This is a genomic window from Neptunicoccus cionae, from assembly GCF_014643735.1.
GTDB classification, from domain to species: domain Bacteria; phylum Pseudomonadota; class Alphaproteobacteria; order Rhodobacterales; family Rhodobacteraceae; genus Amylibacter; species Amylibacter cionae.
Map to the genome: position 1 here is coordinate 396,952 of NZ_BMKA01000002.1, position 22,044 is coordinate 418,995.

Annotated in this window: 22 protein-coding genes, 1 tRNA gene and 1 pseudogene; 16 read left to right on the plus strand and 8 right to left on the minus strand. The window is 57.1% G+C overall.

The window, feature by feature from the left end:
* Positions 1-57 precede the first annotated feature (57 nt).
* The 4 genes from IEX10_RS07165 (at position 58) to IEX10_RS07180 (ending at position 5,423) form a co-directional block, all read left to right on the plus strand.
* Positions 58-1,212 carry an acyl-CoA dehydrogenase family protein gene (locus IEX10_RS07165; protein ID WP_188672645.1) on the plus strand — a complete coding sequence of 385 codons (1,155 nt, stop codon included), beginning with the start codon at positions 58-60 and terminating at the stop codon, positions 1,210-1,212.
* A gap of 93 nt (positions 1,213-1,305) precedes the next feature.
* Entirely contained in the window at positions 1,306-1,938 is a 633-nt protein-coding gene (locus IEX10_RS07170; RefSeq protein WP_188672647.1) for a glutathione S-transferase family protein, read from the plus strand.
* Positions 1,939-1,968: 30 nt separating this feature from the next.
* Complete coding sequence (locus IEX10_RS07175) at positions 1,969-3,183, plus strand: acetyl-CoA C-acetyltransferase (protein ID WP_188672649.1); 1,215 nt, start codon at positions 1,969-1,971, stop codon at positions 3,181-3,183.
* 35 nt (positions 3,184-3,218) lie between these two features.
* The gene (locus tag IEX10_RS07180; protein ID WP_188672651.1) at positions 3,219-5,423 is read left to right on the plus strand and encodes a 3-hydroxyacyl-CoA dehydrogenase NAD-binding domain-containing protein; all 2,205 of its coding nucleotides are present in this window, start codon (positions 3,219-3,221) and stop codon (positions 5,421-5,423) included.
* A gap of 136 nt (positions 5,424-5,559) precedes the next feature.
* On the opposite strand, the gene IEX10_RS07185 is transcribed toward IEX10_RS07180, so the two are convergent.
* The 3 genes from IEX10_RS07185 to nth are packed head-to-tail and all read right to left on the minus strand — an operon-like array spanning position 5,560 to position 8,114.
* Positions 5,560-6,468, minus strand: coding sequence for a DMT family transporter (locus tag IEX10_RS07185; protein ID WP_229678461.1), 909 nt, complete (start codon positions 6,466-6,468; stop codon positions 5,560-5,562).
* A gap of 9 nt (positions 6,469-6,477) precedes the next feature.
* On the minus strand, positions 6,478-7,473 hold the full coding sequence (locus tag IEX10_RS07190; RefSeq protein WP_188672653.1) for an adenosine kinase: 996 nt from the start codon (positions 7,471-7,473) through the stop codon (positions 6,478-6,480).
* Positions 7,470-8,114, minus strand: a complete 645-nt coding sequence (gene nth, locus IEX10_RS07195; protein WP_188672655.1) for an endonuclease III — start codon at positions 8,112-8,114, stop codon at positions 7,470-7,472. The genes IEX10_RS07190 and nth overlap by 4 nt, the downstream gene beginning before the upstream one ends.
* A gap of 239 nt (positions 8,115-8,353) precedes the next feature.
* Between nth and IEX10_RS07200 the strand changes: the two genes are divergently transcribed.
* The 12 genes and pseudogenes from IEX10_RS07200 to IEX10_RS07255 all read left to right on the plus strand — a co-directional run bounded on the left by IEX10_RS07200 (position 8,354) and on the right by IEX10_RS07255 (position 17,203).
* A complete protein-coding gene (locus tag IEX10_RS07200) occupies positions 8,354-8,569 on the plus strand; it encodes a hypothetical protein (RefSeq protein ID WP_188672657.1) in 216 nt (71 codons plus the stop codon).
* A gap of 38 nt (positions 8,570-8,607) precedes the next feature.
* On the plus strand, positions 8,608-9,366 hold the full coding sequence (locus IEX10_RS07205) for an SGNH/GDSL hydrolase family protein (protein ID WP_229678462.1): 759 nt from the start codon (positions 8,608-8,610) through the stop codon (positions 9,364-9,366).
* A 25-nt stretch (positions 9,367-9,391) separates the two neighbouring features.
* The gene (locus tag IEX10_RS07210; RefSeq protein ID WP_188672660.1) at positions 9,392-10,288 is read left to right on the plus strand and encodes a methylated-DNA--[protein]-cysteine S-methyltransferase; all 897 of its coding nucleotides are present in this window, start codon (positions 9,392-9,394) and stop codon (positions 10,286-10,288) included.
* An 89-nt stretch (positions 10,289-10,377) separates the two neighbouring features.
* Positions 10,378-11,019, plus strand: a complete 642-nt coding sequence (locus IEX10_RS07215) for a YiaD family glycine zipper/OmpA-like lipoprotein (RefSeq protein WP_188672663.1) — start codon at positions 10,378-10,380, stop codon at positions 11,017-11,019.
* Positions 11,020-11,184: 165 nt separating this feature from the next.
* Entirely contained in the window at positions 11,185-11,955 is a 771-nt protein-coding gene (locus tag IEX10_RS07220) for a FadR/GntR family transcriptional regulator (protein WP_188672666.1), read from the plus strand.
* 99 nt (positions 11,956-12,054) lie between these two features.
* Positions 12,055-13,020, plus strand: coding sequence for a class II fructose-bisphosphatase (gene glpX / locus IEX10_RS07225; protein WP_188672668.1), 966 nt, complete (start codon positions 12,055-12,057; stop codon positions 13,018-13,020).
* Positions 13,021-13,030: 10 nt separating this feature from the next.
* Positions 13,031-13,378, plus strand: a complete 348-nt coding sequence (locus IEX10_RS07230; RefSeq protein ID WP_188672670.1) for a hypothetical protein — start codon at positions 13,031-13,033, stop codon at positions 13,376-13,378.
* A complete protein-coding gene (gene recJ, locus IEX10_RS07235; RefSeq protein ID WP_188672672.1) occupies positions 13,371-15,116 on the plus strand; it encodes a single-stranded-DNA-specific exonuclease RecJ in 1,746 nt (581 codons plus the stop codon). The genes IEX10_RS07230 and recJ overlap by 8 nt, the downstream gene beginning before the upstream one ends.
* A 75-nt stretch (positions 15,117-15,191) precedes the next feature.
* Positions 15,192-15,266: transfer RNA gene (locus IEX10_RS07240), tRNA-Glu, on the plus strand.
* A gap of 500 nt (positions 15,267-15,766) precedes the next feature.
* Positions 15,767-16,237 (plus strand): tyrosine-type recombinase/integrase, encoded by a 471-nt coding sequence (locus tag IEX10_RS07245; protein WP_188672675.1) that lies wholly within the window; start codon positions 15,767-15,769, stop codon positions 16,235-16,237.
* Positions 16,238-16,268: 31 nt separating this feature from the next.
* Positions 16,269-16,424, plus strand: coding sequence for a hypothetical protein (locus IEX10_RS07250; RefSeq protein ID WP_188672678.1), 156 nt, complete (start codon positions 16,269-16,271; stop codon positions 16,422-16,424).
* A 367-nt stretch (positions 16,425-16,791) separates the two neighbouring features.
* A pseudogene (locus IEX10_RS07255) lies at positions 16,792-17,203 on the plus strand (site-specific integrase).
* A gap of 1,060 nt (positions 17,204-18,263) precedes the next feature.
* On the opposite strand, the gene IEX10_RS20190 reads toward IEX10_RS07255, so the two are convergent.
* The 5 genes from IEX10_RS20190 to IEX10_RS07275 form a co-directional block, all read right to left on the minus strand.
* The gene (locus tag IEX10_RS20190) at positions 18,264-18,365 is read right to left on the minus strand and encodes a hypothetical protein (RefSeq protein WP_373287439.1); all 102 of its coding nucleotides are present in this window, start codon (positions 18,363-18,365) and stop codon (positions 18,264-18,266) included.
* A gap of 155 nt (positions 18,366-18,520) precedes the next feature.
* Entirely contained in the window at positions 18,521-18,973 is a 453-nt protein-coding gene (locus IEX10_RS07260; protein WP_188672681.1) for an SRPBCC family protein, read from the minus strand.
* 31 nt (positions 18,974-19,004) lie between these two features.
* Entirely contained in the window at positions 19,005-20,333 is a 1,329-nt protein-coding gene (locus IEX10_RS07265) for a TRAP transporter large permease (protein ID WP_188672684.1), read from the minus strand.
* On the minus strand, positions 20,330-20,800 hold the full coding sequence (locus IEX10_RS07270; RefSeq protein ID WP_229678463.1) for a TRAP transporter small permease subunit: 471 nt from the start codon (positions 20,798-20,800) through the stop codon (positions 20,330-20,332). Before IEX10_RS07270 ends, IEX10_RS07265 begins: the two co-directional genes overlap by 4 nt.
* A 181-nt stretch (positions 20,801-20,981) precedes the next feature.
* Positions 20,982-22,040 (minus strand): C4-dicarboxylate TRAP transporter substrate-binding protein, encoded by a 1,059-nt coding sequence (locus IEX10_RS07275; RefSeq protein WP_188672690.1) that lies wholly within the window; start codon positions 22,038-22,040, stop codon positions 20,982-20,984.
* Positions 22,041-22,044: the final 4 nt, after the last annotated feature.

The window sequence follows — 22,044 nt, forward strand, 5'->3', positions numbered from 1 at the left end:
CACATTAAAGAAACGGGTGGCAGCAGTGCCACCCGCTCACGTTAAGGGAGAGAAACCATGACCATCGCCAGCCTTCCATCCGCATGGATGAGCGACGAGCACAAGATGCTCGACGAGATGACAACCCAGTTTATCGAAACCGAATGGGCGCCAAAATTCGAAAAGTGGCGCAAACAGGGCGAAATGGACCGCGACACCTGGCAGCAAGCCGGTGAGCTGGGCCTGCTGTGCCCGTCCATTCCGGAAGAATACGGCGGGGCCGGTGGTGATTTCGGCCATGAAGCAGTGATCCTGATGGCGGGTTCGCGCCTCAACCTTGCAAGCTGGGGTCACGGCATCCATTCGGGCATCGTTGGCCACTACATTCTGCATTGCGGTACGGAAGAGCAGAAAAAACGCTGGTTGCCAAAGCTGGTTTCCGGCGAGCTGGTCGGCGCGCTTGCCATGACAGAGCCTTCGGGCGGGTCGGATGTTCAGGCGATCAAAACCAAGGCGATCAAAGACGGCAACAGCTATAAGATGAACGGTCAGAAGACCTTTATCACCAACGGCCAGCACGCCAATCTGATCCTTGTCGCCGCCAAAACAGACCCGACGCAAGGGTCCAAAGGCACATCCTTGATGGTTCTGGAAACAGACGGTGCCGAAGGCTTCCAACGCGGGCGCAATCTCGACAAAATCGGCATGAAAGCCGCCGACACATCCGAGTTGTTCTTTGACAACGTGGAAATCCCGCCGGAAAACCTGCTGGGCGGGGATGAAGGCCGCGGCTTTTACCAGATGATGCAGCAGCTTCCGCAGGAACGTCTGATCATCGGCTGTGGCGCTGTTGGCGCTATGGAAGGCGCTGTGGCGCGGACCATAGAATATTGTAAGGAACGTCAGGCCTTTGGTGGTCCTTTGACACAGTTCCAAAACACCCGTTTCAAACTGGTCGAATGTGCCACAAAGACCCAAGTGGCGCGCGCTTACCTTGACACACTGATCGCAGCACACCTGCGCGGTGAACTGTCTGTCGAACAGGCGGCCATGTCCAAATACTGGCTGACCGACACACAAGGCGAAGTTCTGGATGAATGTCTGCAACTGCACGGCGGGTACGGTTTCATGGCCGAATATGCGGTGGCAGAGATGTATACCGACGCCCGTGTGCAGCGCATCTACGGCGGCACAAACGAGATCATGAAAGAACTGGCGAGCCGTTCGCTCTGATCACAGCACCGTCCTGACCCATCGGGTCGGGACTTCCTGAATTGTGCGGCTTTGGGGGAGGACCCGAAGCTGCCACCACCTAAAGGACGGAACATGGCTGATATGAAACTTTATTGCATGGGTGAAAGCGGAAACGCCTACAAATGCGCCCTGCCCCTAGAACTCTCCGGTTTGAACTGGGAACCGGTTTGGGTCGATTTCTTCAACGGCGAAACCCGCTCTCCCGAATTTCGCAAAGACATCTCGGTGATGGGCGAAGTACCGGTTCTGGTACATGAGGACGTTAAGCTGACCCAATCCGGTGTTATTCAAAGCTACATCAGCGAGCTGACGGGCAAATACGAAGGCGAGACCGCACAAGAAAAACGCGAAGTCCTGCGCTGGGTGCTGTGGGACAACCACAAAATGTCCTCTATGGCGGGCGTGACCCGTTTCCTGATGAACTTCCTGCCCGAAGACAAACGCCCCCAAGAAGTTATCGGCTTCAATCAGGGCCGCCTCAAGGCCGCTTACGCCGTGCTCGACGCCGCGTTAGAGGGCCGCGACTGGCTTGTCGGCAATGGCCCGACCCACGCGGATTTCTCTTGCTGCGGCTATCTTTTCTACCCTGAAAACTTCGGCTTTGACCGGAACGAATGGGTCAATATCAACCGCTGGCTTGGCAATATCGAAGCATTGGAAGGCTACAAAGCGCCTTACGATCTGATGCCACGCTCTGCCGCATAAATTGAACAACCAACTCAAGGGACCATACACATGACCCACGATGCATATATCTATGACACAGCCCGTTCCCCACGCGGGAAAGGTAAGAAAGACGGTTCACTGCATGAAGTTTCCGCCGTGCGCCTGTCTGCCGAAGTCCTGAACGAACTGCAAAGCCGCACCGGTTTTGACAGCAAGGACGTGGACGATCTGATCTGGGGCAACGTGTCCCAAGTGGGCGAACAAGGCGGCTGTCTGGCCCGTTCTGCGGTGCTTTACTCTGATCTGGACGAAAGCGTTGCAGGCGTTTCTGTAAACCGTTTCTGCGCCTCCGGTCTGGAAGCTGTGAACATGGCCGCCGGTCAGGTGATGGGCGGCATGGGCAACGCCTATATCGCTGGCGGTGTGGAATCCATGTCCCGCGTGCCAATGGGTTCAGACGGCGGCGCGATTGCCGTTGACCCGACGCTGGCGATGAAAGCCTATTTCGTCCCACAGGGCATTTCCTCGGACATTATCGCCACCAAATACGGCTTCACCCGTGACATGTGCGACGAATACGCCGTTGAATCCCAAAAGCGTGCTGCACAGGCACAAAAAGAGGGCCGTTTTGACAAATCCGTCTTTGGCATCACAGATCAGAACGGTTTGGAAATCCTTGGCCATGACGAAATGGTGCGCGGCGAAACCAACATGCAAACCCTTGGTTCGCTGAACCCCTCGTTCAAGGCACAAGGCGAAGTCATGCCCGGTTTTGACGCGATTGCCCTGCTGAAATACCCCGAACTGGAAAAGATCAACCACGTCCACCACGCGGGCAACTCTTCCGGTATTGCGGACGGTGCTGCGGCGATCCTGATCGGCAATAAGGAATTTGGCGAACGTAACGGCCTGAAACCCCGCGCACGGATCAAGGCGACTGCGAAAATCGGCACCGACCCGACCATCATGCTGACGGGTCCGGTTCCTGTAACCGAACGGATTCTGGAACGCACCGGCATGAACATCGGTGACATCGACCTGTTTGAAGTAAACGAAGCCTTTGCATCCGTTGTGCTGCGCTTCCAGCATTACTTTAACGTGGACCATTCCAAGCTGAACGTAAACGGCGGCGCGATTGCGATGGGCCACCCGCTCGGCGCGACGGGCGCTGTGATCCTTGGCACGCTGCTGGACGAGATGGAACGCTCTGACAAAGAAACCGGACTTGCCACATTGTGCATCGGCTCCGGTATGGGCGCAGCCACCATCCTTGAGCGCGTTTAATCGCGCCCCGAAACAGATACAGATAGAGAAAACAGATGACAGATTTTCACTACAAACTCGACGACGACGGCATCGCCATCATCACATGGGACTGCCCCGATAAATCCATGAACATCATGTCCGAAACCGGCTTTGCGGAGCTGAACGGCCATATCGACACGGTTCTGGGCGACGATGCCATCAAAGGCGCGATCATCACTTCCGGCAAAGACAGCTTTGCCGCTGGTATGGACCTGACGGTTCTTGCCGAGTGGAAGGAAAAGGGCGGCGACACTCCGGCCCGCGCGCTGATGGACGGTGTGATGCAGGGCCATGAGGTTATGCGCAAAATCGAACGCGCTGGCATGGACCCGAAAACCAACAAGGGCGGCAAGCCGATTGTAGCAGCCCTGCCCGGCACTGGTCTTGGCATCGGTCTGGAAATCCCGCTGGCTTGCCACCGCATCTTTGTGGCTGACAACCCCAAGGCCAAGATCGGCCTGCCCGAAATCATGGTTGGTATCTTCCCAGGCGGCGGCGGCACAACCCGTCTGGTGCGCAAACTTGGCGTGATGAACGCCTCTTCCTTCCTTCTGGAAGGCAAAACAGTTGCACCGGCCAAAGCCAAAGCCGCTGGCCTGATCGACGAAGTGGTTCCTGCGGACGAGCTGATCTCATCAGCCAAGGCATGGATCGAATCCGCCACTGACGCCGATCTGGTGAAACCTTGGGATGCGAAGGGCTACAAAATGCCCGGCGGCACGCCTTACCACCCCGCTGGCTTCATGACCTTTGTCGGCGCAACCGCGATGGTCCACGGCAAGACACAAGGCGCATTCCCAGCGGCCAAAGCCATGCTCGCCGCCGTCTATGAAGGCGCATTGGTGCCCTTCGACCAAGCGATCCGGATTGAGGCCCGCTGGTTCACCAACATCCTGCTGAACCCGTCCTCAAGCGCCATGATCAACAGCTTGTTCATCAACAAGGGTGCACTGGAAAAAGGCGCTGTGCGTCCCAAAGGCATCCCCGACCAGTCGGTTAAGAAAGTCGGCGTTCTGGGGGCTGGCATGATGGGTGCGGGTATCGCACTGGTCTCCGCGCTCGCCGGTATCGAAGTGGTTCTAATCGACCAGAGCCAGGAAGCTGCCGACAAAGGTAAGGCCTATTCCGAAGCGCACGCCGACAAAGGCATCGCACGGAAAAAATCCACGCCCGAGAAGAAAGAGAAGCTGCTTTCCCTCATTACCGCCACCACCGATCTTGAAGCCCTGAAGGGGTGTGATCTGATCGTTGAAGCGGTGTTTGAAGACGTGGGCGTGAAAGCCGAGATGACCAAAAAGGTAGAGGCCATCGTGGGCGAGGATTGCATCTTTGCGACCAACACCTCCACCCTGCCAATCAGCGAACTGGCCAAGGCTTCGGCCCGTCCGGAACAGTTCATCGGCATTCACTTCTTCTCCCCTGTGGACAAGATGCTGCTGGTGGAGATCATCAAAGGCAAAGAAACCGGTGATCGCGCTGTGGCCAAATCGCTCGACTTTGTGCGCCAGATCCGCAAGACGCCGATCGTGGTCAACGACGAACGCTTCTTCTACGCCAACCGCTGCATCATCCCTTACGGTGCCGAAGCCAACCGGATGGTGGCCGAAGGGGTGGAACCTGCCCTGATCGAAAACGCCGCCAAGCAACTGGGCTTCCCGCTTGGTCCGCTTCAGTTGGGGGATGAAACCTCGATTGATCTGGCCGAAAAGATCATGCGCGCCACCAAAGCCGCCCTTGGCAATGCCTATCCGGCGTCTAATGGCGATGATGTGGTGCAAAAGCTGTTCGACATGGGCCGTCTGGGTCGTAAAACCAAATCCGGTTTCTACGACTACGACGAGAAGGGCAAACGCACCGGCCTGTGGAAAGGCCTTGGCGATCACTTCCCCGTTTCCGAAGACCAGCCCAGCCTGACAGACGTGCAACACCGTCTTGCGATGGCGCAGGTTCTTGAAGCGGTGCGCGCGCTGGAAGAAGGCGTGCTGGAAGACATCCGCGAAGGCGATGTGGGCGCGATCCTCGGCTGGGGCTTTATGCCTTGGTCCGGTGGTCCGTTCTCATGGCTCGACATTCTCGGCTCGCAAAAAGCGGTGGAAATCTGTGAAGACCTCGCCGCCCGTTACGGCGACCGGTTTGAACCACCTGCGCTGCTGAAAGAAATGGCCAAAAACGGCGAAAGCTTCTACGGCCGCTTTGGAGCGGACGCAAAAGCCGCCTAAGCGCATTACGTACACCAAAAAGAAAGCCCCGCAGCATCCTGCGGGGCTTTTTCATCTCTAGATCATACACCCGCTTCTTCTGGCTGAAAATATCCCGGGGTCAGGGGCAGCGCCCCTGCGTATCACCGCGCAGCGGTCACTTCTGTAAAGCCACCCGCTTACCCGGCTTCTCCCTCCACAGCACCAGCAATCCGCCACCGATGATCAGCAACACTCCGGGAAAGATCTTATCGAACGGCGCTTCTCCAAACACCAGCCAGCCCATGGTAAAGGCGGAAATCAGTCCGAAATAGTTGAACGGCGCCAACAGGCTCGGCTCTGCCATGCGGACGGAGACCAGCATACAGATCACCCCGCAGCCCCCAAGCAGCGACATGATCGTGATCTGTATCCCGTCCTGCATGTTGTCTATCCCTGCAAATCCGGTGGTGGCCTGCACGACGATGACATTGATCACCGCCGCCGCGACTGCGGAATAAAGGTACAACAGTGCGTTAGACACAGCAGTATCCACCAGCCGCACCGTCACCATCGACAGCGCATAGCAGAAGGCCGCAGCAAGGGGCAGCAGCGCGTAGAGATTAAAGTTATCCCCCGTGGGCCGCACGATCCAAACCGCCCCCGCAAACCCCATCACAACCGCGATGGTCCGCCAGATGCCGACACGCTCTCCCAATAGGGGAACCGACAGCACCACCACAAACAGCGACATGGTGTACCCGAGTGCCGCCACCAGCGCGAATTCGGACTGGCCGAGCGAGATATACCAAAACAGCTGCGCCAGCGTCACCATCAGCCCGCGGCCCAAGGCCAGCTTCCACTGAGGAATGATCAAGGCGCGCGGGTTCTTGCGAAGCTCTCCGCTCCAAAACATCAAGACAAATGCCGGTATCATCCCGATCACATTGCGATAGGCAGATAACTCCAACGCGCTGTAACGGGGCAGCAGCGTTTTGATAAACACCGACATCCCGTCGAGAAATACAATCCCGAGCAACAACACCATAAGGGCCTGTATCAGATTGGAGCGGAAGAAATTCCGCACCTGACTTGCCTATTCCAGCCCCTTCTCACGGAAAAGCGCACCCAGATCCGCTTCGGGACGGGCCCCGATGTGGCTGATGATTTCGCCCGCAGCGATACACCCCATACGCCCGCAGGTCAGCATATCGCGACCGTTGACCAGACCGTGCAAGAAACCGGCGGCGAACAGATCACCCGCACCGGTCACGTCCACAACTTTTGCAGCTTCGGCGGGGGCTTGCGTCCGTTCACCGTCCTTGATGATGATTGCGCCTTTGGCCCCTACGGTACAGGCTACAATATCAACACGCTCTGCGGCTTGGGCGATGCTTTCGTCCAGCGTGTCGGCAGGGTACATGGCGGCCATTTCGTGTTCGTTACAGAACAGCAGGTCGATATGATCGCGGATCATGTCGCGGAACGCCTGATGGTGACGGTCCACGCAGAATGGATCAGAAAGCGTCACCGAAACCTTACCGCCCGTGCTTTTGCAGGCCTCAATCGCTTTGGCGAAGGCTGCTTTGCTTTCGGACCCGTCAAAACGGTAGCCCTCAAGGTAAATCCAATCCGCCTCGGCCATCATATCCGTGTCGATGTCATCAGGTCCCAGATGCTCTGACACGCCAAGATAGGTGTTCAAAGACCGCTCGCTGTCCGGTGTCACCAGTACCATGCAGCGGCCTGTTTCATGGGTTTCGGACTTCGCTGAACGGGGCACGTCATAATCGGCGCCCTGAGCGCGCATGTCATGGGCAAAAATATCGCCGAGCTGGTCGTCCTTGACCTTACCCACATAAGCAGTCCGACCGCCCAGCGCTGCAATCCCTGCGATCGTGTTGGCCGCAGAACCACCGGAAATTTCCGTTGCAGGTCCCATCATGCCGTATAGTTCGGCTGCGCGGTCCGTGTCGATCAACTGCATGATGCCTTTTTCCACGCCATTGTCGGAGAGGAAACTGTCGTCGCAGCTTGCCAGAACATCGACGAGCGCGTTGCCGATGCCGACAACCTGATATTTCTTAGTCACGTGGTTTTCTCCTCAAACGGACATAAATCTTCTACGATGCAATTCGCGCACACCGGCTTGCGGGCCTTACAGATATAGCGCCCGTGTAAAATCATCCAGTGATGGGCGTGCTGTTGGAATTCGGCGGGGATGTGATCTTCAATCGCGCGTTCGACCGCCACAACATCCTTACCAGGTGCAACACCTGTGCGGTTGCCAAAGCGGAAAATATGCGTATCCACCGCCTGTGTCGGCTGTTTGAACCACATGTTCAGCACCACATTCGCGGTCTTGCGCCCCACACCGGGCAGACTTTCCAGCGCAGCGCGGCTGCTTGGCACCACACCGCCGTAATCATCCACCAGAATCTGGCTCAACTTGATGACATTCTTGGCCTTTTGACGGAACAGACCGATGGTTTTAACATGTTCAGTCACGCCCTCGATCCCAAGCGCGAGCATCTTTTCCGGTGTGTCTGCCACCGCGAACAGCCCGCGGGTGGCCTTATTGACCCCCGAATCCGTAGCCTGCGCTGATAAAGCCACAGCCACCACAAGGGTATAGGCGTTGGAGTGTTCCAGTTCACCTTTGGGTTCCGGTTCGCTGTCGCGGAACCGGTCGAATATCTTATAGATCGTGTGGTAGTCTAGTTGCTTGGCCATAGCGCTGTTTCTGGCACGCGGCACGGAAAATGGAAAGCCGGAACACGCCTGACGCAGCCGTCATAGCGGCCATGACGGGCTTGCATGATCGTAACAAGGATCACAACTTCGACAGGATTTCGCAAAATTGTTACTTAACCCTTGAAAGCACTGCTCACTTCCCTATCTACCTCCCAACTCTTACAGCACCGCCGCCGGAAGCTACCGGCTGGTGGCAGGCTCTTTTCAAGGATAATACCATGTCGGCCCTTACTGCTGTCATCCTGACAACTTTTCTAACCACTCCTATTGTGCAGGTCTCCCACGACCAAATCATCGAAACGGCCCGCAAGACCACCCGCCAGCACCAACCGGTCCCCATCGCGGTCTCAGGTGCAATAGACCTCGGCATTGATGACTCCGCGCTGAATGATTTTGTGTCGCGGACGAACAAGCGGTATCAGGGCCACAGATAAACGCCCCGAGCACCGCGGCCAATCCGGAGGGCACATCAGTGCGCGCAGCCTTGGAAACCCTTCTGAAATTGTCCCTCTCTCCACTGCTTATCTGGCAAGGGCTTGGCGTGCGCAAACACGCGCTGATTTTGCCCGAAGCCAGCGGGGAACGCTCCGGCTGTGTTGGCACCGGCACCCCGTTGCGCGTGTTGGTTCTGGGGGACAGCTCTGCTGCTGGCGTGGGTGTGGAAACACAAGAACAAGCGCTTAGCGGGCAGCTCGCCCGCGCCCTGTCAGCGGATTACGCGCTAGAGTGGCGCCTCGTTGCAAAAACCGGTGCGACAACGGCCAGCACGTTGGAACGGGTGAAACGGCTTCACGCCGAAACCTTCGATGTCGTGGTACTGGCGATCGGGGTGAATGATGTGACCCGCTCTGTGCCGCTGCGCCGCTGGCTGGCGATGCACGATACGCTATTGAAACTGCTGCACACAAAGTTTGGCGCGAAACGGGTTTACACGACCGCCCTGCCGCCGATGGGCCGGTTTCCGGTATTGCCCCAACCGCTGCGCCATGTGATCGGCCTGACCGCCAGCCGCTATGATGTGGCGATGGCGGGGTTTCTTGCGAACCGGCCTGACGTGACCCGCCTGCAACTGGACCTGCCCTTGGACCCGACGCTGATGGCAAGCGACGGCTTTCATCCCGGTGCCGAGGTCTACCGTATCTGGGCTGATCATGTCGCCGCAGCCATCCGCAGCGATTTCCCGCCAGAAGCCCTGAAAACGGCCATTGCGCAAGAAACGGGTGGCATCTAGGCCCCTTCAGCGGCATCCTGTTTCTATGACACAGCCATCTTATCATCACGCCGTTATCGCCCGCGCGATTGCCTATATCGACAGCACCAAGGACAGCCAGCCAAGGCTTGAACAGGTGGCAGAGGCAGTCGGCCTGTCTCCGACCCATTTCCAGCGGGTGTTCTCGCAGTGGGCTGGCGTCTCTCCGAAACGTTATCAGCAATATCTGACGCTCGACCACGCCAAATCCCTGCTGCAAGACAGGTTCACCCTGCTCGACACCGCGCTAGAGACCGGATTGTCCGGCACCGGACGGTTGCACGACTTATTCCTGACTTGGGAGGCCATGAGCCCCGGTGAATACGCCGCCAAGGGCAAGGGGCTGACGATCACATGGGGCTGGTTTGACAGCCCGTTCGGCGAAATGATCGTCGCGGCCACTGCGCGGGGGATTTGCGGCATGGGATTTACGGCAGAGTTCGGGCGCGACTGGTCGCTGGAAGATATGCAAGCCCGCTGGCCCGAAGCTACCTTCGTGCAGGATGAGGCCACCTTGCAACCGGCGGTGGTTCGGATACTTGGCGGAGAGGACGCACAACTGCACCTGATCGGCGCACCGTTCCAGATAAAAGTATGGGAGGCGCTGTTAAATGTGCCGAGCGGGCACGTCACGACCTATTCCGCGATTGCCAAGGCCATCGGAAACCCCAAAGCAGTCCGCGCCGTGGGCACTGCTGTCGGGCGCAATCCTGTAAGTTGGCTGATCCCCTGCCACCGCGCCTTGCGCAAATCCGGCGCGCTTGGCGGGTATCACTGGGGCCTTCCAGTCAAACGCGCCTTGTTGGCTTGGGAGGGCGCGCGGGCGGACGCGGAAGGTCCGCACGGGTCCACCCAGACCGTTGGAGATCACGGCCAACCCGCGTTTGCGCAGGAATCCGCCTGACCGCCAGCCTTATGCGTTCCGCAGCCTTGAAACTTTACCGAACCCGTCCATCTTATACGACGGACAAGTAAACTAGAAAGGCCAGTACTATGGCATTGACCAAAACCGTTTCCGCCGCCGTTATTGCGGTTTTCGCTCTGACGGCCTGTGATGAAGCCACCAACCCTGATTACCGCAAAACCCGCAACGGGGCTGCGATCGGGGCTGCTGTAGGCGCCGCAAGCCAGATCATTGCTGGCAACTCTGAAGGGTCCATCGTGAAAGGTGCTGTCGTGGGCGCCGCCGTTGGTGGTGTCTTCGGAGCGATCCTTGACCAGCAGGAAAAAGACCTGCGTCAGGACCTTGCCGGTTCCGGTGCAACCATCACCAACACTGGCAACGAGCTGATCGTGACCCTGCCCGAAGCCATCACCTTTGACACGGACAGCACCTATGTACGCCCGTCCCTTCAGGACGATCTGCGCGCGCTGGCCAGCAACCTGCAACGCTATCCAGACAGCACAGTTGACGTGATCGGCCACACCGACAGCGTTGGCGATGCGAACTACAACCAGAACCTGTCTACACGCCGCGCACAATCTGTTGCCGGCATCCTGACAGGCAGTGGCGTGCGCTCCAGCCGCATCCGCGCATATGGTCGTGGTGAAACACAAGCTATTGCGTCGAACGACAGCGCAGCAGGCCGCGCGGCCAACCGACGCGTCGAAGTTGTGATCCGCCCAACAAGCTGATATGTAGAACCTAATACGACACCGCAATAAGCAGCGCCGTCCTGATCCGTTAGGGCGGTGTTGTGCGTTTCGGGGGCGACATAATAGGGTACGACCCGCCCTTGCCGCCCTTCCCTTTTCATCCCTATACGTCATACTCTGCTAACAATCCCAGCGGAGCCACCCATGCCGTTTCAGAAAATCCAGCCGGAACGCATTGCCGATACTGTCGTGCGCCAGATCGAACAGTTGATCCTGCGCGGCATCTTACGCCCAGGCGAGAGACTTCCGTCCGAGCGGGACCTGTCGGAACGGCTCGGCGTGTCCCGCCCTTCCATCCGCGAAGCGATTGCCGATCTGGTGGAGCGGGGATTGCTGGCCACCCGTGCCGGATCGGGAATCTATGTGGCTGATGTGCTCGGCTCTGCCTTCTCCGAACCGTTGATCAAGTTGTTTTCCACCCACGAAGAAGCACTGTTCGACTACATCACCTTCCGCCGCGATCTAGAAGGGCTGGCCGCAGAGCGGGCTGCCAAACTTGGCAGCGATACGGACCACAAGGTTATCACCACGTTGTTCGCCAAAATGGAAAACGCCCACACCAAGCGCAATCCCGCAGAAGAGGCCGCACTGGACGCGGAATTTCACATGGCCATCGTAGAGGCGAGCCACAACGTCTTCATGCTCCACATGATGCGCTCCATGTTTGAAATGTTGCGGGCGGGCGTCTTTTACAATCGCAAAGTTATGTTCAAAGTGCGCACCACTCGGGAAGCTCTGCTCGACCAGCACCGCGCCATTCACGATGCAATTCTGTCGCGCGATCCCGCCGCCGCACGCAAGGCTGTAGAGGATCATCTTGGATTCGTTGAAACCTGCATGCATCAGGACCGCAAGGCCCGCACCAACGAAGAAATCGCGCAACTGCGCTTTGCACAGGAAATGGACCGCAGATAAGCCTCCCAGCGCCCCCCCGAGCGGGGGATTTTAGTTGTATCGGCGCGCTTTTTACGGCATTTGGGCGCTAACGTCGATTAACTTTCAGGACCGTATTTCATGACCGACACCAAAGACTTTGCCGATCGTATGCTCTCACTGGGTCTGGCCCGTGTTTCCGAAGCCGCTGCCATTGCCAGCGCGAAACTCATCGGGCGCGGTGACGAAAAAGCCGCTGATCAGGCCGCTGTCAACGCCATGCGCGAACAGCTCAACATGCTGGACATCGCTGGCGTTGTTGTCATCGGTGAAGGCGAACGGGACGAGGCCCCGATGCTGTTCATCGGCGAAGAAGTGGGCACAGGCAACGGTCCGGGCGTGGATATCGCGCTTGATCCGCTGGAAGGCACAACGCTGACAGCCAAAGACATGCCCAACGCGCTGACCGTGATTGCAATGGGTCCGCGCGGTTCCATGCTGCATGCGCCGGATGTTTACATGGACAAACTCGCCATCGGGCCGGGCTATCCTGTGGACACCGTTACGTTCGCCATGTCCCCGGCGGAACGGGTGCGCAATCTTGCCAAGGCCAAAGGCTGTGAGCCGGACCAGATTACCGTCTGCGTTCTAGAGCGTCCGCGCCACGAAGAAATGATCGCGGAACTGCGCGAAACAGGCTGCGCCATCCGCCTGATCACTGACGGCGATGTGGCTGGCGTGATCCATTGCGCCGAAGCCGCACAAACCGGCATCGACATGTACATGGGCTCTGGTGGTGCGCCCGAAGGTGTGCTCGCCGCGGCTGCGCTGAAATGTATGGGCGGACAGTTCTATGGCCGCCTGACCTTCCGCAACGACGATGAACGGGGCCGCGCCACCCGTGCTGGCATCACAGATTTTGACCGGATCTACACCCGCGACGAGCTGGTGACAGCCGACGTAATCTTCGCCGCAACAGGCGTCACCGACGGGTCCATTCTGGACGGTGCCACCAAAGACGGTAACTTCATGGAAACCGAAACCATCCTGATGCGGTCTAAAACCGGTTCTGTACGCCGGATAAAATACCGCCAGAACAACAACTGATCGGAACAATATGGCGCGCAAGGTCGGATTCTCAAAACCGGATACAGAGGCAAAGAGATCTATTGCCGACAGCTATCTGGACGAATTCCGCCAGCGCCATAATCACGAACTCTCCCCCGATCCTTACGGGGCCAAACAGGAACGCAAACGCAACTGGTTTGTGATTGTGTTCCTGACACTCTGGCTCACCGGCTGGAGCGGCGGCATCCTTCTCGTCAGCGCAATCCTGCGGGACGGCAATGGCGACAGTTTTCTCTATATCTGGCTCGCCGCTGCCGTTCTGGGCTGGGGCGTCGCAGTATACGTCCTGATCCAGCAACTTAAAGGCAGACCGCTTTCCAAAGGCAAACATGACTGATTTTCTTGGGGTGTCCCGTTCCGCAACAGGCCGCCGCTGGGTCGGTCTTTCCTCTGACGCTGACCGTCAGGCGCAAGCGATTGCCCAGCAGACCGGCCTGCCCGCCACACTGTCGCGGACACTGGCGCGCCTTGGCGTGCTGCCGGAAAATGCGGCCGCCTACCTGTCTCCTGCCCTGCGCGACCTGATGCCAGACCCGTCGATCTTTCGCGATATGGACACAGCCGCTGAGCGAATTTTACAGGCGATTTCCAAACGCGAACGTATTGCAATTTTTGCCGATTACGATGTGGATGGCGGCAGCTCCGCCGCCCTTCTCATCGACTATCTGCGCCAGATGGGGCTCGCAGCGACGCTCTATGTGCCCGACCGGATTGACGAAGGCTACGGGCCCAACGAACCGGCTATGGCCGATCTTGCCAGCCGTCACGACCTGATCATCTGCGTGGATTGTGGCACCCTGTCCCATGACGCAATCGCCGCCGCCAAAGGCTGCGATGTGATCGTGCTCGATCATCACATGGGCGGCGAAACCCTACCTCCCGCGCTGGCCGTGGTAAACCCGAACAGGCAGGACGAAGACAACGACTTTGGCAACCTTTGCGCGGCTGGAGTGGTGTTTCTGACCCTAGTTGCCATCAACCGCCTGCTGCGTGCCGAGGGACAGAAAGCACCGGATCTGATGGCGCTGCTTGATCTGGTGGCGCTGGCGACCGTGGCCGACGTGGCCCCGCTGACCGGATTGAACCGTGCGTTGGTGCGACAGGGGCTGGTGATCATGGGACGGCGCAACCGCGTCGGCCTGTCCGCCCTTTCGGATGCCGCTCGGTTGACGACCGCTCCGAACAGCTATCACCTCGGCTTTGCCCTTGGACCGCGCATCAATGCGGGCGGGCGCATCGGTAAGGCGGATCTCGGTGCGCGCCTGCTCTCGACCGATGATCCCCATGAAGCCGAAGCCATCGCTGACCAACTGTCCCAACTCAACGACGACCGCCGCGAGATCGAAGCACAGGTTCGCCTGCAAGCGATGGAACAGGCTGAAGCCCGCGGGTTTGACGCGCCATTGGTCTGGGCCGCCCATGAAGGCTGGCATCCCGGCGTAGTAGGCATCGTCGCAGCACGCCTGAAGGAAGCCACCAACCGCCCGACAGTGGTGATCGGCTTTGATGGGGCTGAAGGCAAGGGCTCTGGTCGCTCGGTCACGGGAATCGACCTCGGCTCCGCCATCGCCACCTGCACCCGCGAAGGGCTGCTGCTCAAAGGGGGCGGTCACAAGATGGCAGCCGGACTAACCGTCAGCGCAGAGAACCTCGAACCCGCAATGGAACGGCTGGCAGAACTGCTCCACAAACAAGGGGCGAGCGATATCGGCCCCAAAGACCTGATGCTCGACGGATCGGTTATGCCCAGCGCGATCAACACGGAACTGGTCGAACAACTTGAACAGGCGGGCCCCTTCGGCGCCGGTGCCCCTGCTCCCCGTTTCGCCCTGCCCGCCCAACGCATCGCCTTTGCAAAACGGGCTGGTGAGAACCACCTGCGCCTAACTGCACAGGATTCCGGGGGCGCCCGAATCGATGCCATCTGTTTTGGCGCATTCGACAGTGAAATCGGCCCGATGCTAGAGGATAATCGGGGCAAATTGTTCCATCTCGCAGGCCGCTTAGAGATCGACGAATGGGGCGGACGCAAGAAGGCAAAGCTTAGATTGGAAGATGCGGCACCCGCAGAATAAAAAAGTGCAATTTAGTCGAAAAAAGCTCTTGCCCCACCCCAGCCTAATGACTAAAAGCGCCCTCACAGAAGCTGCGGTCCCTTCGTCTATCGGTTAGGACGTCAGGTTTTCAACCTGAAAAGAGGGGTTCGATTCCCCTAGGGACTGCCACTTCTGTCGAAACCTCCCCCAAGTTATTCAGTTCGGATATGCATCAGGCATTGCAGTCAGAGAGCCTGCCCACTCAAAACCCCACGTGATGTGCGCAGGTTTCAATGTTCCCCCAATACTCCCGCCGGAGGGGTATATCCTTCGTATCAAGCGCTCTCACAAACGCTCTGAGATTTAAATCGTGCTTTAATAAGAGTGCGGTAGCGTCTCAGCGCGGTCCGGAAATTCCCGGGCAGTGCCATCTGCGTTTGTAGATATTTCGCAAGCGCACAGGGAGGTCGGTTCCATGTTCTGGCCTATGCTGCATTTGAAGCCCATCGCTCTACGCTGAAGCATGAAGGGTCGGACGGGATGTGGTTCAGCCCGATCAAGAACCATCTTCTGCCGCATCTCGGAATGATGCCGGTCGTCAAGATCGACCAGCATGACAATAAGCAGGCGCGGTCCCGTGGCTGGGAGACCTCTCCTGTTACAGCAAGAAGGCTCTTTCCCGACTAAAGGTGGTACTGAGCTATGCCATCGCAGAAGGCTTTGACGTGAACCTCGGCATCATTGACCAAGCACGCATCCTGCTCGGTGCTCCAAGACACACCGTCACCCATATCGCCGCACTCGACTGGGCTGAGGCGTCGGCCTTTTACCAATCCCTTGGAGAGCTCGCACCCGCAGAACTGGCGCTCCGCATGCTGATGCTGACAGGAGTGCGTTCGAATGCGATCAACAACATGACGCTTGAGCAGATCACCGAGGGCATCTGGACGGTACCTGTAGAGCATGTCAAAGGCCGCAAAGGCTTTACCAAGCCTTTCCGTGTCCCTCTATCCAGTGAAGCCGTGCGGGTGGTCGATCTCGCCCGCGCGATTGAACAGAACGGCTATCTCTTTCCCAACAGTCGTGGCGGCCCCCTGAACAAGATGTCCATGCGCAACTACATGGATGCATGGGCGAAGTATTTAAATGTGAGTGACTGATGCTCTGGGTCTTCCCGAAGAATAGGCGCTGATGATGATTCTGATCAACTGGATGTTGTCGATCAGTCTTGTCGTCGACATCGGCTTGATTGTCCTTTGGCAGTCTGGCATCGACATCCGCCGCGCGCGGCAAGAGGCGATGACAAGCACTCCGGACGGTCGGCATCGCGAAGTTGACAGGCCATGACACCCCGCCGCCGTTTCTGGCATATCGCGGGCGCGGGCACGGCCTTTCAGGCTGGGTCGGCGGCGGTGGACGGTGCGAAGCGCTGGAATCGTCCGGTTAGATCGCCATGCGCCTCATGCGCTCCTACAACTCGCCTGCGCTTTCCTTTCGCTCGCTCTAGTGGTCGAGCAAGTTTTCCACTGCCCTCAAAACCAGCCATTCGCTACAAGCGCAGCATCGGTCAAAGTGGGCTCATTGCGGCCTTACGCGCCGGCAGAAATACCGCATTTAAAGCGCGTCTGTGAACGGCCATTCAACCCGATGTTGTGTTCTGGTCGTCAGCACTGTGCTGACGTCTGGGCATGGAGGGAGGATTGGAGGGCATATTATGCAAAGAGTACAACTTCCAGCAGTGACCCCGAAGCGCAAAGCATGGAACAAAGGTCGGATCATCGGTCCGAAACAACCGTTGCTTCCCAAACAAGTATGGGTCATCCGCGCAAGGCTCGAACTTGCAAGTGTTCTTCGTGATCTGGCGCTGTTTAACGTTGCGATTGATAGCAAGCAGCGTGGCTGCGATCTGATCAAAGATGACCCCGTTCGTGAACGGGTTTCGGTGATCCAGAGTAAGACCAAGAAACCAGTTCAATTTGAACTTACTCAAACACACGTGATACTGTCATCGCTTTCTTCGCGCCGTGCAACTTCTGATTGGCAATACGAAGATCATTAGCACCGTGCGCTATTTAGGCGATAAACTGGAAGATGCGTTAAGCGTCGCTGAATGTATCGACATTTGAACGAAGTTGACGGACCGTGTTGCCGTTCGCCAATTTAGAACAGACGAAGGATCATGTTGCGGCGAAAACCAAGAACGAGCCCCGATGATTGAACCCGCTTTTTGTTCTGCTCGCGCAAGCAGCACGGAAATTTCTGCACTTACGTAAGCCCTTTCACTGCTGAGTGGTAAGAAAACGGGTCATCCATGCAATCTGCAGCAAGAACGAAATGCTTGAGGGCCAAATCACGGACAAAGCCATCTTCCGATAAATCCTCTACAGTGGTTTAAGCGCAACTTCGTAATTTCATTCTGGTGAGCGTCTGAGGTTTTAAGTCGAGCAAGTGGGTAGGAATGGCAACACCAAAGTAGATGTTATACCGGACGCCAATGGGAACTTGCTATGGTAGTTACGCATTCCTGATTGTTTGCTGGTTATATGCGAAGGCCTGCGCAGCCTCTGTCAATGCCGCAACTGTAGTCAGATTTGCGTTTCGCAGTGACGGAACCAGACCAATTGGCCACTAACGCGCTGAAGATCACAATCCGAGACGCCCAATTGAGAGAAAAGGGCAAGACGTTTGAGTGCGCTGGTTACCAAGTACGCCAATAAACCCTGCAGGTGTTGCAAATGCTGCATCGAGGAATTCGGGTTCCCAGTCGTGACCGAGAAGCAGAGTCAGAAAGCCGCTGGAACTTTCCAGATTCAAAGGGGCTATGCTGCCTTTGGTTCAAACATGCGTCGGGGAGGTTTTGCAATGTGCTGTAACCTTCTCAAGGTCATCGAGGTCTGGAGAAAATGCCGACACTTCGAACTCAATTGCATGCACGATATTTGCCGTCGCCCAAAAAATTGCGCCCCGTCCCGCGAGTGTCAGGGCATTTTTCGGTTGATCAGATATCGTATTTTCAACAGTGCTACGCGCGTTGCTGCTGTTTGAGGGCGAAACGTGAGCTCAGTTGGCTTAGGTTCCAGAAGAGCAGCAAAGGCATCCCTATTTGCGTCCGTGTCAGGTGAGGGATCAATCCAGACGGAAAACGACCCACCACAGCGCAAGGTGAGATCGTTAAAGGGTGAACCTTCACCAATGCGTTAACAATCGGGCCCCACCAGTCTCCAAACAGCTCATGGCACGAACAAGAATGTCCTGATAAATGCATCCATTGTACAAGTAGCCTGTCATCTCACCGGACTCGGAGATGACAGGCAGAGAGCCTACATCGCGCGCTACCAACTTTAGTATCAACTGAAGCTATCAACGCAAAGCGCAATCCAGTGCCAACATAGGTCGAAACCTGCGCCAGAACGTCGCCTGCGTGGTCTTGATACGCAATTGGGTTAGGCAATTTTCTCTGCGTCCAAGGCCTCTGCAAAGTTGCCAAAGAACCTAGCTGCGAGTTTCTTGGCCGTGCTCTGGATTAGCCGGCTGCCCAACTGCGCCAGCTTCCCGCCGATTTCGGCTTTGGCATCATACGTCAGCACTGTTGTGTCACCGTCAGCCAACAGCGCGACGTCCGCCCCACCTTTGGCATAACCGGCGGCACCGCCGCTGCCTTGACCTTTCAGGGAAAACGCATCAGGTGCGCCGCTTTTGTCCAGTTGGACATTGCCGCTGAACCGCGCCTTGACCGGTCCAAATTTGAGGACGACCTTTGCCTCAAGCTCTGTGTCGGAATGTTGAATAAGCTCTTCACAGCCTGGGATGCAGCGCTTCAAAATCTCTGGATGATTCAGCGCCGCATAGACGCGGTCCAGTGGTGCGTTGATGATGACTTCGTCTTTGAGTTCCATGTCCACATCCTTAATCGTGCAGGGTGAAAATCTATAAAAACAGGGTCGATGTGATCGGAAAGATCGCAACGAGAATAAGCACGACCAGCATCACGCCAACGAATGGCATGGTCGCTGCAAATATCTGTTCAACTGATACATTCGGATCGTTGAGCGTATTGTGGACAGTGAAGACCGATATGCCGAAAGGCGGGGTCAGCAAGCCGATTTCGACGGCCAATACAGTTATGATCCCGAAATGGCTCAGATCAAGACCCATACCTTGGGCGATTGGTGCCGCGATGGGGACCATGATCAGCAAGATCGACGTGCTGTCCAAAATCATCCCCATCAACAAAATGATGGACGCATAAAAGAACAGAAAACCAAAGGGCCCAAATCCCGAGCCCTGTACAAGGCCCTCGATGGCGTTGGGCAAGCCGGCAATCGATAACATCCGAGAATAAAAGCTCGCTGCGATCAACAACAACAGGATCGAGACCGAAATGACGCCCGTTTGTTTCATCACGTCCCACAACTTGTGGCGATCCAAAGAGCGCCGCGAAATCGCGACGATCAACGCACCGAAGGCGCCTATGCCACCGGCCTCAGTCGGGGTGAAATATCCGGAATAAAGCCCCCCCAACACCAGAACCACCAGCGCAAGGATCGGGAATATCTTGGCTGCCATTGTCCCCAGCGGCATCTTTTGCGCACTGACATCCAAGCGCCGCGTTCTGGACGCATCGGGGTCAGTCAGAACAAAGCTCGGGAACGCTATCGTCAGGCCGATCAGCATAACAATAAACCCGCCCGCCAGCATGATCCCCGGCACGATTCCGGCGATAAACATTCCGCCAATCGAGACTTCTGCCAGAACGCCGTAGATGATCAGCAACAAGCTGGGTGGAATAAGCATGCCAAGCACTGATGACCCTGCCACCGTACCTGCAGAAAAAGCCGGACGATATCCGTGGCGCGTCATTTCGGGCACCGCGACCCGTGTAAACACGGCCGCAGAGGCAATGGACACGCCTGTCACCGCCGCAAAGATCGTGTTGGCCGCAACAGTCGCAATGCCCAAGCCACAGACCATGCGGCGCAGCAGATCTTCTGCGACTTCAAAGGTGTCGCGCCCGACATTCGACACGCTGACCAAAAGACCCATCAAGACGAACAATGGAATGGTTGCGAACAGATAATCGGCGATACCGCTGTAGGCGGTCAGTTCCAACATTTTGAACGCCAAATCCACGTTGTCGCGGATAATCCAGATCCCGACAAATGCGACAGCAAAGAGCGCATAAGCAATCTGCATTCCCACAAGAACGAGCCCGATTAGAACAGCGATGAGGATGAAACCGATTGTCAGGGTGGTCATGAGGTCTGGCTCCGGAAGCTGCGGATTTCATCGTAAACGCGATAGAAGGCTGAAAGAGAGGCCACCGCACAGCCAAAAACCGTGATGGCGCGAAAGGGTGCAGTTGGAATGGTGAACACCCCCTGCACCCCGAAAAATTCGGATCCGTACCATGCGTCAATAAGTTTCGGCCAAGAGGCCCAAAGTATGAGAGCAAAGACCACTGCGCCGGTAAGTGCGAAAATAATCTCGAGCAAGCAGACAAACCTAGGTGACGAACGCTCAAAGCGCCGGACAAGGAAATCGGCCCGGGTCAGGCGTTTTTGTTGAATTGCTGCGGCGACCTGCAAGAATACAATCGCGACAATCGTCCGCGCTGCGATCTCTGAGACGCCCGTGATCGGCGCATTAAAGAAATTTCTTCCCAAGACATCAGCCACGACCAATGCCATGAGCGCGCCCACGCATAAAGTGCCGATAGATGACATGATGGCGGCCACCGTTCCCAACACCGCACCGACGGGTGCGTCTGCGAATTTCGGGACTGTCGGGTGGTCCCTTGCAGCCGTATTGACTTGATTCATCTGCGATCACTCATGCTTGCGCGCTTAGGGGAAAACACCTGCCCAAGCGCGTTGGGCAGGTGCGGTTTAAAAGGTGCTTTAGACGTTAGCGCCCTTCATCCCAGTTGCGAAGTGGTGTGGCGCCCCGTTCACGAAGGGCGTCGAAATAGGCCGACAGAACAACTTTGCCTGCATCGCCTGTTTGATCGAGCCATGGGGCAACGATATCTGGCAAACCATCAACCCAAGCCGTTTTTTCGGCATCCGAAAGTTCATGCACAGTCAGACCCGCAGCCTGCATTTCGACCATTGCGCGTTCGGCGAGGTCGGCAACGTAATCGCCATGCGCCACAGACGTCGCTCGGGCCGCTTCGCGGAATGCGGCCTGAACCGGTTCTGGCAGACCGTTGAAGAAGTCTTCGTTCGCGGCGATCCCGCCAAAATACATCGACCCGATGCCGACACGGGTCAGCTCTGGTGCTACTTCATAGACGCGCGTTGGCAAGATACCGGATGCGAAGGACAGAGTGCCCTCTGTGACCCCAGTCTGGATGTTGGTGTAGTAGGTGGTCAACGCGCCATCAACTGGCGTTGCGCCTGTTTCCTGCAACCAGTTGGCGGAGGTGCCCGGCGCATTCAGCTTGCGGTTTTGCAAATCATCCATCGTAGTGACAGGGAATGTCGCATAGATGTCGTAGCTGTCGGTGATCAGAGACGACAGATGCACCATTCCGTTTTCGGACCAGCTGTTGGCAAGCTCTGGCAGGTTCTGGCTCAGGTCATCGAAAATCTCGATGATCATCTTGTGGTCAGACGTCGCGAACGGCGTGAAATAGGTCACGTTCTGCAAAGGCATGTTCGCGCCTTCCCAAACCGTGCCGACCATGCCGACGTCGACAATACCATCCATCACGGCTTCGCGGGTATCGGTGAATTTGTAAAGGGTGCCGGCGTAGGCCTCGACCCAATTCACCTGAAACTCACCGCCCGCTTCTTCTAGAATGCGGTTCACTTCCGGCTGAAACGTGTTCTTCATCGCGTAGACCCAGATATTGGCCTCTGGGTGCGATGACCCGATGTTGACGGTGATCTGCTCTTGCGCAGAGGTCCATCCTGCCGCGGACAAGCTGAGTGCCGCAGCAATGGTGAAAGTCGTGTATTTCATTGTC